This is a genomic window from Pseudomonas sp. NPDC090201, assembly GCF_044746825.1.
Lineage (GTDB): Bacteria > Pseudomonadota > Gammaproteobacteria > Pseudomonadales > Pseudomonadaceae > Aquipseudomonas > Aquipseudomonas putida_AD.
This window is the reverse complement of record NZ_JBIVCX010000002.1, coordinates 500,066-515,893: the sequence shown is the minus strand read 5'-3', so window position 1 is coordinate 515,893 and position 15,828 is coordinate 500,066. Positions and strand designations below refer to the sequence as shown.

Genomic DNA, 15,828 nt, shown 5'->3' with positions numbered 1-15,828 from the left:
CATGAAGCAATACCTTGAGCTGTTACAGGACGTCATCGCCAACGGCACCCGCAAGGGCGACCGCACCGGCACTGGCACCACCGCGGTGTTTGGCCGTCAGATCCGCCACAACCTGGCCGACGGCTTCCCGTTGCTGACCACCAAGAAACTGCACTTCAAGAGCATCGCCAACGAGCTGATCTGGATGCTCAGCGGCAACACCAATACCAAATGGCTCAACGAAAACGGTGTGACCATCTGGGACGAGTGGGCCACCGAAGAGGGCGACCTGGGCCCGGTGTACGGCGCGCAGTGGACCGGCTGGCCGACCAAGGACGGCGGCAAGATCAACCAGATCGACTACATGGTCGACTGCCTGAAGAACAACCCCAACAGCCGCCGCATCCTGTTTCACGGCTGGAACACCGAGTACCTGCCGGACGAGAAGCTCTCGCCCCAGGAAAACGTCAAGGCCGGGCGCCAGGCGCTTGCAGTCTGCCATTTGCTGTATCAGGCGTTCGTCGCTGACGGCAAGCTGTCGATGCAGCTGTACATTCGCAGCTCCGATGTATTCCTGGGCTTGCCGTACAACATCGCTGCCCTGGCGCTGTTGACCCACATGCTGGCGCAGCAGTGCGACCTGATCCCGCACGAGATCATCGTGAGCCTGGGTGACACCCATGCCTATTCGAACCACGAAGAGCAGATCGCCACGCAACTGACCCGCACGCCGAAGGCGCTGCCTCAGTTGAAGATCAACCGCCGCCCGGACAGCATCTACGACTACCGTTTCGAGGATTTCGAAATCGCCGGTTACGACGCCGATCCAAGCATCAAGGCGCCCGTCGCCGTCTGATTTGCATCGCCCGCTGTAGGAGCGCGCTTGCCCGCGAAGGCGGTGTGTCAGTGAATATGTTCGTCACCGACTTACCCTTTCGCGGGCAAGCGCGCTCCTACGTTATTAGGCCCTCCCTAACCCCTCGCTATGTTCGAACCGGTTAAACCCTCAATAGCTGTTTCATATGTAGGGTTAATTGAAGTTCGTATTGTTGCAGTTACGTAATAAGTGTTTTGCACGGTTGTAAATAAAATGAACGCGATAGATATTTTCAATCTATATATTGAGACTATTGAGTTTAATTTCATGGTTTGTTTGACATATAGTCGAGGTCTACCAATAAGTCTTTAGCCTGACACGCGTTTGGAAATAACCATCCATGACCACGACGAACTTCAGCACTGACACCTACTCCGACCACACCTCCGGTCTCTATCGCACCGCTGCACGGATCCTCAATGAAGCCGGTATCCAGATCAACGGATCTGCCCCTTCGGACATCCGCTTCAACGGCCCCGGGGTGATCGAGAGGGCGTTTGCGCAAGGGAATCTGGGGTTGGGTGAGGCCTACATGGACGGCCAGTGGGACAGCGAGCATCTGGATGAATTCTTTCATCGCCTGCTGAAAACCGGCATGACCGATGACGTGAAGCCACTTCGGCTGGTGTTCTACGCGCTCATGGCCAAGTTCATGAACCGGCAGAACATCAAGCGCTCCAAGACCGTGGGCGAGGTGCACTACGACCTGGGCAACGAGTTCTACTCGAAGATGCTCGACTCACGCATGACCTACACCTGCGGCTACTGGGAAAACGCGACCACGCTGGAAGAGGCCCAGGCCGCCAAGCTGGACCTGATCTGCCGCAAACTGCAGCTCAAGCCGGGCATGCGGGTGCTGGACATCGGCTGTGGCTGGGGCAGTTTCATGAGCTATGCCGCCGAGCATTACGGTGTCGAGGCCGTCGGGGTGAGTATCTCCAAAGAGCAGATCGCCTGGGCCAAAGAGCGCTACAAAGGCCTGCCGCTGGAGTTTCGTTTCCAGGACTACCGCGAACTGGATGAACAGTTCGATGCCATCGCCAGTGTGGGTATGTTCGAACACGTGGGTCGCAAGAACCACCGCGAATACATGGAACTGGCCCATCGCTGTTTGAAGCCTGGCGGGTTGTTCCTGTTGCATACCATCGGCAAGAACCAGCGCAACTCTTATCCTGACCCGTGGATCGACAAATATATATTCCCCAACGGCGACCTGCCCTCCATCGGCCAGATGGGCGATGCCATGGACGGGTTGTTTGTGGTTGAGGACTTGCACAACTTCGGTTCGGACTACGACAAGACACTGATGGCCTGGCACGACAACTTCATGAAGGCCTGGCCGCAGTTCGAAGCGCAACTGGGCAACCGTTTCTATCGTATGTGGCGTTATTACCTGTTGTCCTGCGCCGGCGCCTTCCGCGCCCGGGATATCCAGTTGTGGCAGTGGGTGTTGTCCAAAGGCGGCGTGCCGCACGGTTACCATCGCAGCCAGATTTGAGGTGCGTCATCCACTGTAGGAGCGCGCTTGCCCGCGACCGCGGTGTGTCAGCAAAGATATCCGTACCTGACACACCGCAATCGCGGGCAAGCGCGCTCCTACAGGCGTTTATCCGTTCGTCGTTCTTTGCTATCGATCAATCGATTTTCTATTAATCGTCTCTATCAACCCAGTGCGGACTCCCAATGAGCTTCCCGGCCCGCATTTGCTTATCGTTCTCCACATCGAACAAGACACGCGACCTGTGGAGAAACGATCATGAGCAACAAACTGACCACCGCTTTCGGCGCCCCGGTAGCCGATAACCAGAACATCCAGACCGCAGGCCCTCATGGTCCGGCGTTGCTGCAAGACGTCTGGTTCCTGGAAAAACTGGCGCATTTCGACCGTGAAGTGATCCCGGAGCGCCGCATGCACGCCAAAGGCTCGGGCGCGTTCGGCACCTTCACCGTGACCCACGACATCACCCGCTTTACCCGCGCCAAGATCTTCTCGCAGGTCGGTAAGCAGACTGAAATGTTCGCCCGCTTCTCCACCGTGGCCGGTGAGCGCGGCGCAGCCGATGCCGAGCGCGACATTCGCGGCTTCGCCCTGAAGTTCTACACCGAAGAAGGCAACTGGGACCTGGTGGGCAACAACACGCCGGTGTTCTTCCTGCGTGACCCACTGAAATTCCCCGACCTGAACCACGCCGTGAAGCGCGACCCGCGCACCGGCATGCGCAGCGCGGAAAACAACTGGGACTTCTGGACCCAACTGCCCGAGTCGTTCCACCAGGTCACTATTGTGATGAGTGAACGCGGCATTCCGCGCAGCTTCCGCGAGATGCACGGTTTCGGCAGCCACACCTACAGCTTCCTTAACGCGCAACATGAGCGCTTCTGGGTCAAGTTTCACTTTGTGTCCCAGCAAGGCATCGCCAACCTGAGTGACGCCGAGGCGCAAGCGGTGGCCGGTGCGGATCGCGAATCCCACATGCGCGACCTCTACGACAACATCGAGCAGAACAACTTCCCGCGCTGGAAACTGTTCGTGCAGGTCATGCCGGAGAAGGAAGCGGGCTCGTACCACATCAACCCGTTCGACCTGACCAAAGTCTGGCCGAAGGCGGATTACCCGCTGATCGAAGTGGGCTACTTCGAGCTGAACCGCAATGCCGACAACCACTTTGCCGATGTCGAGCAGTCAGCGTTCGCGCCGTCCAACGTGGTGCCCGGTATCAGCTTCTCGCCGGACAAGATGCTGCAAGGCCGCCTGTTCTCCTACGGCGATGCCCAGCGCTACCGCTTGAGCGTCAACTACCACCAGATCCCGGTGAACTCGCCCAAAGCCGCGCTGCACGTGAACAGCTACCACCGCGATGGCCTGATGCGCATCGACGGCAACCGTGGCGGCATGACTTCCTACGAGCCCAACACCAAGGGCGCGTTCCAGGAGCAGCCTGATTTCCGCGAGCCGCCGCTGTCCATCGAAGGCGCGGCGGGGCACTGGAATCATCGTGTGGACGATGATTACTTCTCCCAGGCGGGCAACCTGTTCCGCAACATGAGCCCGAAAGAGCAACAGTCGCTGTTCGACAACACCGCACGCGCCCTGCGCGGCGTGTCGGCGCCGGTGATCGCGCTGCACATCAAGCACTGTGGCCTGGCGGACCCGGCATACGGCGCGGGCGTGACCGAGGCGGTGGAGCGTATTCACCACGGTTGATCTCACGCTGAAACAAAAGGCCCCCACTCTGACGACAGGGTGGGGGCTTTGTTATTCCTGACGCCGCACCCCTGTAGGAGCGCGCTTGCCCGCGACTGCGGTGTGTCAGATACGGATAGGTTCGCTGACACACCGCAGTCGCGGGCAAGCGCGCTCCTACAGGGATGTGGTGCCGGCCAGTCAATGGCCGTGGCTACGTCCCACGTGGGAATGCTCGACTTCCGGCGTAACCACGCTGCCGCTGACTTCCAGCCGATCCAGAATCCCGCAATGATCCGGTGCCCCTTCGCTGCAACGTTGGCGCAGGTCGACCAGTTGCGCCTGCAAGGCTTGCAGGCTGACGATGCGGGCGCTGACGTGCTGGATGTGCTCGTCGATCAGCGAGTTGACGCTCTGGCACTGATCCTGGGGGCTGTCACGCAAGGTCAGCAGGCTGCGGATTTCGTCGAGGGTCATGTCCAGGCTGCGGCAGTTGCGGATGAAGGTCAGCCGCTCGACATGCTCCTGGGTGTAAAGCCGGTAGTTGCCCTCGCTGCGCGCAGGCTCGGACAACAGGCCCTCGCGCTCGTAATAGCGGATGGTTTCCACGGCACAGTCAGTGAGTTTTGCCAGTTCGCCAATCTTGAAAGACGCTTTCATGAGGACCCATCCCGTTTTGTGGCTTGACCCTATAGTGGCTACAGGGTGTTCACTTGGCAACAAGCACACTTAGAGACTCGACTTATGAGTGACTCTGTACACAAGCATTCGCCAAACGATCACGCAGGTCATGACCATCACGGCCACGGCCATGCCTCCCATGACGCTGCGCCGGGCAAGTTCACCCCGGTGGGCAAGCACGAGCATCATGCCCATTCCTGCTGCTCCCATGACAGCGCGCCAGCCAGTGTCACTGTCGGCACGGCCACTGAAGACGGGCGCCTGAGCCAGTTCCGCATCGAAGCCATGGACTGCCCCACCGAACAGACGCTCATCCAGAACAAGCTGGGCAAGATGGCGGGCATCCAGAAGCTGGAATTCAACCTGATCAACCGCGTGCTGGGCGTGTGGCACGAGCTGCCTTCTGCCGAGCCGATTCGCGAGGCCATCGGCACGCTGGGCATGCAGGCGGACCTGATCGAAGCGGGCGGCGATAGCGACAAAGCCGTTGCGCCTGCGGCGAAGAAAGCCTGGTGGCCGTTGGCGCTGTCCGGCGTCGCTGCGGTGGCGGCGGAGGTCATTCATTTCACCAATGCCGCGCCCAACTGGGTGGTAGCGCTGGTTGCCCTGGTGGCGATTGTCAGCTGCGGCCTGACCACCTACAAAAAGGGCTGGATCGCCCTGAAGAACTTCAACCTCAACATCAACGCGCTGATGAGCATCGCGGTGACTGGCGCCGTGCTGATCGGGCAGTGGCCGGAAGCGGCGATGGTGATGTTTCTGTTTACCGTGGCCGAGTTGATCGAGGCCCGCTCCCTGGACCGTGCTCGCAACGCGATCAGCGGCTTGATGCAACTGACTCCGCAGATGGTCACCGTGCAGCAGGACGGCCAGTGGGTCGAAGCCGAGGCCAAACAGATCGTGCTGGGCAGCGTGGTGCGGGTCAAGCCGGGCGAACGTATCGGGCTGGACGGCGAAGTGGTGGCCGGGCATTCGACCATCGACCAGGCGCCCATCACCGGCGAAAGCCTGCCGGTGGAGAAGAACATCGGTGACAAGGTGTTCGCCGGGACTATCAATCAGGCTGGCTCCCTGGAATACCGGGTGACCGCAGCGGCGAATGACTCGACCCTGGCGCGGATCATCCATGCCGTCGAAGCGGCGCAAGGTGCGCGCGCGCCGACCCAGCGCTTCGTCGACAGCTTCTCGAAGGTCTACACCCCGGCGGTGTTCGTTCTGGCCCTGGCGGTGGCGGTCATCCCGCCGCTGTTCATGGGCGCAGCGTGGTTCGACTGGATCTATCGCGCGCTGGTGTTGCTGGTGGTGGCGTGCCCTTGTGCGCTGGTTATTTCCACGCCGGTGAGCATCGTCAGCGGCCTGGCTGCGGCGGCGCGCAAGGGGATTCTGGTCAAGGGCGGCGTCTATCTGGAGATGGGCCACAAGCTCGATTACCTGGCGCTGGACAAGACCGGCACCATCACCCACGGCAAGCCGGTGCAGACCGATTACGTGCTGCTCGATGAGGCGTTTGGCGAGCGGGCCTTGGCCATCTCTGCAAGCCTCGCAGGGCGTTCCGATCACCCGGTTTCCCAGGCCATAGCCAAGGCGTTCGGGCCGGATGGGCATTTGCCGGTGGAAGCGTTCGAGGCGCTGGGCGGTCGGGGTGTGAGGGGCGAGATCGAAGGGCGCCTGTATCACCTGGGCAACCATCGGCTGGTGCACGAGGCCGGGCTGTGCTCGCCGGCACTTGAAGCGCGCCTTGAGGCGCTGGAAGCCCAGGGCAAGACGGTGGTGCTGCTGTTCGATACGAGCGGTGCGCTGGCGTTGTTCGCCGTGGCCGATACGGTCAAGGAAACCAGCCGGGATGCCATCGCGCAATTGCATGCACTGGGGGTGAAAACCCTGATGCTGACCGGCGACAACCCGCACACGGCCAGGGCGATTGCCGCTCAGGTGGGCATTGATCAGGCGAAGGGCGATCTGCTGCCTACCGACAAGCTGCAGGCCATCGAAGCGTTGTATGCGCAGAAGCATCGCGTGGGCATGGTCGGCGACGGCATCAACGACGCCCCGGCGCTGGCCCGGGCCGAGATCGGCTTCGCCATGGCGGCAGCGGGAACGGACACCGCCATCGAGACGGCTGACGTGGCGTTGATGGACGACGACTTGCGCAAGATCCCGGCGTTCATTCGCCTGTCTCGGGATACCGCCGCGGTGCTCAAGCAGAACATCGCCTTGGCGCTGGTGATCAAGGCGATCTTTCTGGTGGTGACCTTTGCAGGGATGGCGACCATGTGGATGGCGGTATTCGCCGACATGGGCGTGAGTTTACTGGTCGTGTTCAACGGGTTGCGGTTGCTTCGCAAATAGACGCCACAACTCTGTAGGAGCGCGCTTGCCCGCGACCGCAGTGTGTCAGTACACACATTCGTACCTGACACACCGCAGTCGCGGGCAAGCGCGCTCCCACGAGAACCTTGCTTACTTGCCGTAAGTCTCGCGGCCCCAATCGATCATCTGCTGCAACAACTGCTTCAACACCACCCGCGTCGGGTCGGCCAGGTCCGGGCGGTAGTGGAAGGGTACGAACTCGTCCATATAGTTGCTCTGCGCCAGTTCCAGCTGCACGGCGTGGATGTGCTCGGCCGGGTTGCCGTAGTGGCGCGTGATGTGGCCGCCCTTGAACCTGCCGTTGAGCACATGGCTGTAGTCCTTGGCGGCGGCGCAGGTGGCTTCCAGGCGTTTGGCCAGGGCTTCATCGCAGCTCGCGCCGTTGAAGGTGCCCAGGTTGAAGTCCGGCAGGCGGCCATCGAACAAGTGCGGAATGTGCCCGCGAATCGAGTGGGCGTCGAACAGCAGCGCGTAGCCGAACTCGTCGCGCAGGCGCTCCAGCTCATTGCGCAGGGTGTCGTGGTACGGCGTCCAGATTTTCGCGAGATAAGTCGCGCGCTCTTCCTTGCTCGGCTCCTGGCCTTGCTTGAACAGCGGATCGCCTTCGAACAGCGTCGAGGGGAACAGCCCGGTGGTTGCACCTGCGTACAGCGGCTTGTCGTCGGAGGGGCGATTGAGGTCGATGACGAAGCGCGAGTATTCGGCGGCCAGTACGCTAGCACCCAGGTCGTGGGCGAAGTCGTACAGGCGCGGGATGTGCCAGTCGGTGTCCGGCAGGCTGACCGCCTCGTCCACCAGGCCGTCGCGCACCACCGGCGTCAGGTTCAGCCCCGGATGCGGCATGCTGATGAGCAGCGGTACACGACCGCGAGTGAAACTCAGAACCTTATCCATTTTTTCCTCCTGACTAGAAACGACTTTCAACGCCGTGACGTACGACGCGCTTGTCCAGATCCCCGCCCAGCCAATAGGCCAGGTCCGCCGGGCGTTCGATGTTCCAGGCCACGAAGTCGGCGACCTTGCCCACTTCCAGCGAGCCATGGGTGTCGGCCATGCCCAGCGCCTGGGCGGCATGGATCGTGGCGCCTGCCAGGGTTTCCTCGGGCGTCATGCGGAACAGGGTGCAGGCCATGTTCAGCATCAGGCGCAGGGACAGCCCCGGCGAGGTGCCCGGGTTGAGGTCGGTGGCGATGGCGATCTTCACGCCGTGCTTGCGCAGGGCATCCATCGGCGGCAACTGGGTTTCGCGCAGGAAGTAAAAGGCCCCCGGAAGCAGCACCGCGACGGTGCCCGAGGCGGCCATGGCGATGGCGTCTTCCTCGGTCATGAATTCCAGATGGTCGGCCGACAGCGCCTGATAGCGCGCCGCCAGGCTCGAGCCGTGCAGCGACGACAGTTGCTCGGCGTGCAGCTTGACCGGCAATCCCAGCTCGCCTGCGGTGATGAACACCTGCTCGACCTGCGCGGGGGAAAACGCCAGGTATTCGCAGAAGGCATCGACAGCGTCCACCAGATCTTCGGCTGCCAGCGCCGGCAGCATCTCGCTGCAGATGTGCGAGATGTAGGCGTCGGACTGATCCTTGTATTCCGGCGGCAGGGCGTGGGCGGCCAGGCAGGTGCTGCGCACGGTGACCGGGAGTTTCTCGCCCAGTTGCCGGGCGACGCGCAGCATCTTGCGCTCGTTGGCCAGGTCCAGGCCGTAGCCGGACTTGATCTCGACCGTGGTTACGCCATCTTTCATCAGATGGAGCAGACGGCGCTCGGCGCTGGCGTACAACTGTTCTTCGCTGGCTGCGCGGGTGGCGCGCACGGTGCTGGCGATACCGCCACCGGCGGCTGCGATTTCGGCGTAGCTCACGCCTTGCAGGCGCTGCTCGAATTCACCGCTGCGGTTGCCGCCGAACACGGTGTGGGTGTGGCAGTCGATCAGGCCGGGGGTGACCCAGGCACCGGCCAGGTCCACCGATTGCACCTCGCCTTGCTCTGGCAACTCAGCACGCGGGCCGATCCAGGCGATATGCGCGCCGTCGGTGACGATGGCCGCGTCCTCGATGATCGAGTAAGAGCCGTTCGCCATGCTTGCTGCGTGACAGTTGTGCCAGAGCGTTTTCATCAGTGCCTCCACAAAACAGTTGTAATGCACCGTAGCAGCGCGGCTTGCCGGCGGGAGCGGCGTGTCAGGCAATTTATCGTCGGCTGACACACCGCCCCGCCGGCAAGCCGTGCTGCTACGGGGCTGTGTTTATGACCCGATTCTGTCCGGGCTTGACCCACACCCGGTATGCAACCACCAGCAACACGATCCACACCGCGCCGACCACCAGGGCCGCCTGCGTGTCCGGGAAGTAACCCAGCACGGCGAACACGAACACCATGAACGCGGTGGCGGCGATGGGCGCGGCGGGCCAGAACGGGACCGGGAATTTCAGTTGTGCGACTTCGTCCTTGCTCATCGAGCGGCGCATGGCGATCTGCGTCACCAGAATCATCAGCCACACCCAGACGGTGGCGAAGGTGGCGATGGACGCGATCAGCAGGAACACGTTTTCCGGAATCAGGTAGTTCAGCACCACGCCGACCAGCAGCGCGCCGCCCATCACCAGCACGGTCATCCACGGCACGCCTGCGCCGGAAAGCTGCGCGAAACCCTTGGGCGCCTGGCCTTGTCGCGCCAGGCCGTACATCATGCGGCCGGCGCCGAAGATGTCGCTGTTGATTGCCGAAACGGCTGCCGAGATCACCACGATATTGAGGATGATCGCCGCAGACGGAATCCCCAGTTTTTCGAAAATCTGCACGAATGGGCTGCCCTGGCTGCCGATTTCCTGCCACGGGTACAGCGACATCAATACGAACAGCGTCAGCACGTAGAACAGCAGGATGCGCAGCGGCACCGCGTTGATGGCGCGGGGAATCACGCGCTCGGGGTCGCGCGCTTCGCCTGCGGCCACGCCGATGATTTCAATGCCGCCGAAGGCGAACATCACCACGGCCAGCGCCGCGACCAGGCCACTGACGCCGTTGGGCATGAAGCCGCCCTGGGTCCAGAGGTTACTCACGTGGCTGACGCTGTCGCCGGCCGATGAGCCGATGCCGAACAGCAGGATGCCGAAGCCTGCGAGGATCATGGCGATGATCGCGCCGACCTTGAGCAGCGACAGCCAGAATTCAGTCTCGCCAAACACTTTGACGCTGCACAGGTTGAGCGCGCCAATCACGAAAACGATGCCGAGCACCCAGATCCAGCGGGGCACTTCGGGGAACCAGAAACCCATGTAGATCCCGAACGCCGTGACGTCGGCCAGGCAGACGATGATCATTTCGAATGCGTAGGTCCAGCCCAGGACGAAACCTGCCATAGGACCCAGGTATTGCGTGGCGTACTCGCTGAACGAGCCTGCCACAGGATTGCGCACGGCCATCTCGCCCAGGGCGCGCATGACCATGTACACCGCGGCGCCCGCGATGAGGTAGACCAGCAGCACGGCGGGGCCGGCCAGTTTGATGGCGGACGCCGAGCCATAGAACAGCCCGGTGCCGATCGCCGAGCCCAGCGCCATGAAGCGAATGTGCCGGGCGCTGAGCCCGCGTTTAAGATCTGTTGCGTTTTGCGGTTTCATCTCACGCTTTTCCTGGTAGTTCTTTTGCTGAAATGAAGAGCGCACGTCCCGTAGGAGCGCGCTTGCCCGCGACTGCGGTGTGTCATTTGCCTATCCGTCGGCTGACACACCGCTGTCGCGGGCAAGCGCGCTCCTACAAGAGGCTCGTGCTCAAATCCTCATTTCAATGACAGGCCGTCCCTGGCCTGTCCCGATCAGAAGCTCGGCAGCAGGTCAGCGGACACCAGTTCGCTCAGGCAATTGGATGCCAGAAGCGCGGTGGCGGCCTCGATGTCAGGGGCGAAGAAGCGGTCTTTCTCATAGAACGGAACCTTGCCACGCAAGGTCGTGCGAGCGATTTCCAGTTTTTCCGAGGTCTTCAGACCATTGCGCAGATCCAGACCCTGACACGCAGCCAGCCATTCTACAGCCAGAACGCCACGGGTGTTTTCCGCCATTTCCCACAGGCGCTTGCCGGCAGCCGGCGCCATGGACACATGGTCTTCCTGGTTGGCGGAGGTCGGCAGGCTGTCGACGCTGTGCGGATGGGACAGGGCCTTGTTTTCGCTTGCCAGCGCCGCAGCGGTGACCTGGGCGATCATGAAGCCGGAGTTGACGCCGCCGTTGGCCACCAGGAACGGCGGCAACTGGGACATGTGCTTGTCCATCATCAGCGAGATGCGGCGTTCGCTCAGCGAGCCGATCTCGGCAATGGCCAGGGCGATGTTGTCGGCGGCCATGGCCACAGGTTCGGCGTGGAAGTTGCCGCCGGAGATCACTTCGCCTTCGGCGGCGAACACCAGCGGGTTGTCCGACACGGCGTTGGCTTCGATGGCCAGCACTTCGGAGGCCTGGCGCAGTTGAGTCAGGCAGGCGCCCATGACTTGTGGCTGGCAACGCAGAGAGTAGGGGTCCTGGACCTTGTCGCAGTCGCGGTGGGATTCGGACACCTGGCTGGCGTCGCCCAGCAGATCGCGATAAGCGGCAGCGGAATCGATCTGCCCACGCTGGCCGCGAGCGGCATGGATGCGGGCATCGAATGGCGAACGCGAGCCCAGCACCGCCTCGACGGTAAGAGCGCCGCAGCTCAAGGCACCGGCGAACAGATCTTCGCCTTCGAACAGGCCGCGCAGGGCATAGGCGGTGGACACCTGGGTGCCGTTGAGCAGCGCCAGACCTTCCTTGGCCGCCAGCGTCAGCGGCTTGAGGCCGGCCACAGCCAGTGCTTCCACGGCGTTGAGCCACTGGCCCTTGTGCCGCGCCTTGCCTTCGCCCAGCAGCACCAGCGACATGTGCGCCAGCGGAGCCAGGTCGCCGGATGCGCCGACCGAACCCTTGAGCGGAATGTGTGGGTAGACCTCGGCGTTGATCAGCGCGATCAGGCCGTCGATGACCTGACGACGAATACCGGAGAAACCACGGCTCAGGCTGTTGACCTTGAGCACCATGATCAGGCGCACCAGCGCATCGCTGATCGGCTCGCCGACACCGGCGGCGTGGGACAGCACCAGCGAGCGCTGCAGGTTTTCCAGATCGGCGCTGGCGATGCGGGTCGATGCCAGCAGGCCGAAACCGGTGTTGATGCCGTAGGCGGTGCGGTTTTCGGCCAGGATCTGCTCGACGCAGGCCACGCTGTTTTCGATCTGCTGGTCGGCGCTGGCGTCCAGCGTCAGGGTCACGGGTTGCTGATAGATCGCGCGCAGTTGCGCCAGGGTCAACTGGCCGGGGATCAGGTTCAGCGGGGTCGCCTTTTGGGTATCGGTCACGATGCTGCTACTCCTTCGTTGATGGCTGTCGCGTGCCTCGAACCGGCTCCTGCCTGTTCCGCGCTTGTGGCGCTCGGACTGCGACTGTTGCTGTTATGGGTTGCCGCGTAATCGCGGCAGACCTGAAAGACGGTTTCCAGCGATTCTTCGTTCTTGAGCAGGGTCACGCTGCTGGCGATGTCGGGGGCTAGCCAGCGGTCTTCATCGTAGGCCGGCACGCGCTCGCGCAGCAGGCGCCACGCGGCCTCGGTGCCGACGCCGAAGCGCGGGCCTTTGAAGAATTCGAAGGCCTGGGCGGCCAGCAGGTACTCGATGGCGAGGATCTGCGTGACGTTCTCCAGCACCTTGTGCAGCTTCAGCGCCGCGCTGGTGCCCATGCTCAGGTGATCTTCCTGCAGGCCCGAGGTCACGTAGTTGTCGATGACCGCCGGCTGCGCCATCTGGCGATTTTCCGCGCACAGGGATGCGGCCACGTACTGCACGATCATCATCCCGGAGTTGACCCCAGGCTGGCTGACCAGAAACGCCGGCAGGCCGCTGACCGTCGGGTTGATCAGGCGGTCCAGGCGGCGCTCGGCAATCGAGCCCAGCTCGGCCATCGCAATCGCCAGCAGGTCGGCGGCCATCGCCACGGACTGGCCGTGGGGGTTGGCTTGGGACACCACGCGATACGCCTCGGGCGTGCCCAGCAGCAGCGGGTTGTCGGTGGCCGAGTTGAGCTCGGTTTCGATCTGCCGCGTGGCGTGGGAGAGCTGGTCGCGGGTGGCACCATGGACCTGCGGAATCGAGCGGATGCTCAAGGCGTCCTGGGTGCGAATGCCCTGACTGTTGGCCAGCACTTCGCTGCCTGCCAAAAGCCCGCGCAGGTTCTTGCCCACCTGCTGCATGCCAGGGTGCGGCTTGAGGGCAATGATGGTTTCGTCGAATGCGTCGAGCTGGCCGCGCAGACCCTCGAAGGTCATGGCACTGATGACGTCTGCCCATTGCATCAGGCGGTTCACGTCGGCGATGGCCAGGCAGCCGAGGCCGGTCATGCACGGCGTGCCGTTGACCAGGCACAGCCCGTCCTTGGCACCCAGTTCAACTGGCGAGAGGCCTTCTTCGTTCAGCGCCTGCAAGGCCGACACCACCTGGCCACGGTAGCTGACCTGACCGACGCCCAGCAGCGCGACGCCGACGTGGGCCATGTGGGTCAGGTAACCCACCGAGCCCTGGGACGGCACCTGCGGCGTGATGCGATGGTTGAGCAGGTCCAGCAGCGCCTGCACCACCTGGCGGTGAATGCCGGACTTGCCCTGGGTGTAGTTGACGATGGCGGCGCAGGTGATGGCGCGAGTCTGTTCATCAGGCAGCACGGGGCCGACGCCGCAGGCATGGCTGAGCAGGGTGTTGCGCGAAAGGCGGCTCAACTGCTCGCGCTCCAGCGACACGTTGCACAGCGCGCCAAGTCCGGTGTTCACGCCATAGGCGCGTTCACCGCTGGTGACGATGCGCTGCACGATGGCCTGGGCGTTGTCGATGCGTGCCCAGGCGCCGTCCGACAGGGCCAGGTGTGCGCCATGACGGGCCACGGCGGTGATGTCCCGCCAGGTGACCGGTGCATCGCCGATGATGATCTGTTCTGCTCGCGACATGAGTACTGCCGTCCTTAAAGGGTCGCCACGCGCCGCTGGACGAAACGATCGACGTATTCATCGGCGGGCTGGTAGAGGATTTCTTTCGGTGTTCCCACCTGGATCAGCTTGCCGTCCTTGAGGATGGCGATCCGGTTGCCGATGCGCACGGCTTCGTCCAGGTCGTGGGTGATGAACACGATGGTCTTGTGCAGGGTCGATTGCAGCTCCAGCAACTGGTCCTGCATTTCGGCGCGGATCAGCGGGTCGAGGGCGCTGAAGGCCTCATCCATCAGGATGATGTCGGTGTCGGCTGCCAGGGCGCGGGCCAGGCCGACGCGCTGGCGCATGCCGCCGGACAACTGGTGCGGGTATTTCTTCTCGTAGCCCTTCAGACCCACGGTGGTGATCCAGTGCTGCGCGCGCTCGGCGCACTGGGCCTTGCTTTCGCCGCGAATGGTCAGGCCGTAGGCGACGTTTTCGGTCACGGTCTTGTGGGGCAGCAGGCCGAAGCTCTGGAACACCATGCTGATCTTGCGGCGGCGAAAGTCGCGCAGGGCTTCGGTGTCATAGGCCAGGATGTTCTCGCCATCGACCAGGATCTCGCCGCTGGTGGGGTCGATCAGACGGTTGAAGTGGCGCACCAGGGTCGATTTGCCGGAACCGGACAGGCCCATGATAACGAAGATCTCGCCGCTGCCGATGGACAGCGACAGGTCGTTCACGCCGACCACGCAGCCGGTCTGCGACAGCACCTGATCCTTGCTCTGGCTCTGCTGAACCATGGCCAGCGCCTCTTTGGCGCGGCTGCCGAAGATCTTGTAGACGTTTTTGACGACAATCTTGTCGGCGGTTTTGATCGATTCAACGCTCATTATTTGCTCGCCTCATGCCGTGGACGGCCATAGGCCTGTGTGATGCGGTCGATCACGACCGCCAGGATGACGATGGCCAGACCCGCTTCCAGGCCACGACCGACGTTGAGGGTCTGAATGCCCACCAGCACGTCCTCGCCCAGACCGCGGGCGCCGATCATCGAGGCGATCACCACCATCGACAGGGCCATCATGGTGGTCTGGTTGATCCCGGCCATGATGCTTGGCAGGGCCAGCGGCAGTTGCACGCCGAACAGTTGCTGCCAGCGGTTGGCGCCAAAGGCGTTGATCGCCTCCATGACTTCGCCGTCAACCTGGCGGATGCCAAGGTCGGTCAGGCGAATCAGCGGCGGTGCGGCGTAGATGACGGTGGCGAAGATCGCCGGGACCTTGCCCAGGCCGAACAGCATCAGCACCGGAATCAGGTAAACGAAGCTGGGCATGGTCTGCATGATGTCCAGCAGCGGCATCAGCACCGAGCGCAGGCGGTTGCTGCGGGCCGACAGAATGCCCAGCGGCACGCCGATGATCACCGAAATGAAGGTGGCGACCAGCATCAGTGCCAGGGTCTGCATCAGTTTGTCCCACAGGCCGACGGCGCCGACCAGGAACAGCAAGCCGACGATCACGGCTGTGGTGGTGATCTTGCGGGTCGAGTGCCAGGCGATGCCACCGACGATGGCCAGCAACACCCACCACGGCGCCACGCGCAACAGGCCTTCGAGCTGGACGATGGCCCACAGCAGGGTGTCGGAAATGTGCCGGAACACATCGCCATAGTTGGTGACCAGTTTGTCGACCCAGTCGTTGACCCAGTTGGCGATGGAGAACGTGAAGCTTTCGGGGAACATAGGTTTATCTCGGTCCAGTAAGTGGTACGCGTC

General features: G+C 62.6%; 12 protein-coding genes. 4 read left to right on the top strand and 8 right to left on the bottom strand.

The window, feature by feature from the left end:
- Position 1: 1 nt before the first annotated feature.
- The 3 genes from ACIPOO_RS08440 to ACIPOO_RS08430 all read left to right on the top strand — a co-directional run bounded on the left by ACIPOO_RS08440 (position 2) and on the right by ACIPOO_RS08430 (position 4,061).
- A complete protein-coding gene (locus ACIPOO_RS08440; protein WP_400605832.1) occupies positions 2–835 on the top strand; it encodes a thymidylate synthase in 834 nt (277 codons plus the stop codon).
- A 361-nt stretch (positions 836–1,196) separates the two neighbouring features.
- Positions 1,197–2,354, top strand: a complete 1,158-nt coding sequence (cfa, locus tag ACIPOO_RS08435; RefSeq protein WP_274134991.1) for a cyclopropane fatty acyl phospholipid synthase — start codon at positions 1,197–1,199, stop codon at positions 2,352–2,354.
- A gap of 258 nt (positions 2,355–2,612) precedes the next feature.
- Positions 2,613–4,061 (top strand): catalase, encoded by a 1,449-nt coding sequence (locus tag ACIPOO_RS08430; RefSeq protein WP_400605829.1) that lies wholly within the window; start codon positions 2,613–2,615, stop codon positions 4,059–4,061.
- Positions 4,062–4,241: 180 nt separating this feature from the next.
- Here ACIPOO_RS08430 and cadR read toward each other — a convergent pair whose 3' ends face one another.
- A complete protein-coding gene (cadR, locus tag ACIPOO_RS08425; RefSeq protein WP_274134989.1) occupies positions 4,242–4,700 on the bottom strand; it encodes a Cd(II)/Pb(II)-responsive transcriptional regulator in 459 nt (152 codons plus the stop codon).
- 84 nt (positions 4,701–4,784) lie between these two features.
- On the opposite strand from cadR, the gene ACIPOO_RS08420 reads away from it, so the two are divergent.
- Positions 4,785–7,070 carry a heavy metal translocating P-type ATPase gene (locus ACIPOO_RS08420; RefSeq protein ID WP_400605826.1) on the top strand — a complete coding sequence of 762 codons (2,286 nt, stop codon included), beginning with the start codon at positions 4,785–4,787 and terminating at the stop codon, positions 7,068–7,070.
- A gap of 111 nt (positions 7,071–7,181) precedes the next feature.
- Here the strand turns inward: ACIPOO_RS08420 and hutG are convergent, their stop codons facing one another.
- The 7 genes from hutG to ACIPOO_RS08385 all read right to left on the bottom strand — a co-directional run bounded on the left by hutG (position 7,182) and on the right by ACIPOO_RS08385 (position 15,795).
- Complete coding sequence (gene hutG / locus ACIPOO_RS08415) at positions 7,182–7,985, bottom strand: N-formylglutamate deformylase (protein ID WP_400605824.1); 804 nt, start codon at positions 7,983–7,985, stop codon at positions 7,182–7,184.
- Positions 7,986–7,998: 13 nt separating this feature from the next.
- Positions 7,999–9,204, bottom strand: a complete 1,206-nt coding sequence (hutI, locus tag ACIPOO_RS08410; RefSeq protein ID WP_400605821.1) for an imidazolonepropionase — start codon at positions 9,202–9,204, stop codon at positions 7,999–8,001.
- 115 nt (positions 9,205–9,319) lie between these two features.
- A complete protein-coding gene (locus tag ACIPOO_RS08405; protein ID WP_400605819.1) occupies positions 9,320–10,711 on the bottom strand; it encodes an amino acid permease in 1,392 nt (463 codons plus the stop codon).
- 194 nt (positions 10,712–10,905) lie between these two features.
- A complete protein-coding gene (gene hutH, locus ACIPOO_RS08400) occupies positions 10,906–12,456 on the bottom strand; it encodes a histidine ammonia-lyase (protein WP_400605816.1) in 1,551 nt (516 codons plus the stop codon).
- Positions 12,453–14,090 carry a histidine ammonia-lyase gene (gene hutH / locus ACIPOO_RS08395; protein WP_274134984.1) on the bottom strand — a complete coding sequence of 546 codons (1,638 nt, stop codon included), beginning with the start codon at positions 14,088–14,090 and terminating at the stop codon, positions 12,453–12,455. The genes hutH (ACIPOO_RS08400) and hutH (ACIPOO_RS08395) overlap by 4 nt, the downstream gene beginning before the upstream one ends.
- A gap of 14 nt (positions 14,091–14,104) precedes the next feature.
- Positions 14,105–14,944, bottom strand: a complete 840-nt coding sequence (locus tag ACIPOO_RS08390; RefSeq protein WP_274134983.1) for a glycine betaine/L-proline ABC transporter ATP-binding protein — start codon at positions 14,942–14,944, stop codon at positions 14,105–14,107.
- Positions 14,944–15,795 (bottom strand): ABC transporter permease, encoded by an 852-nt coding sequence (locus ACIPOO_RS08385; RefSeq protein ID WP_400605813.1) that lies wholly within the window; start codon positions 15,793–15,795, stop codon positions 14,944–14,946. Before ACIPOO_RS08385 ends, ACIPOO_RS08390 begins: the two co-directional genes overlap by 1 nt.
- Positions 15,796–15,828: the final 33 nt, after the last annotated feature.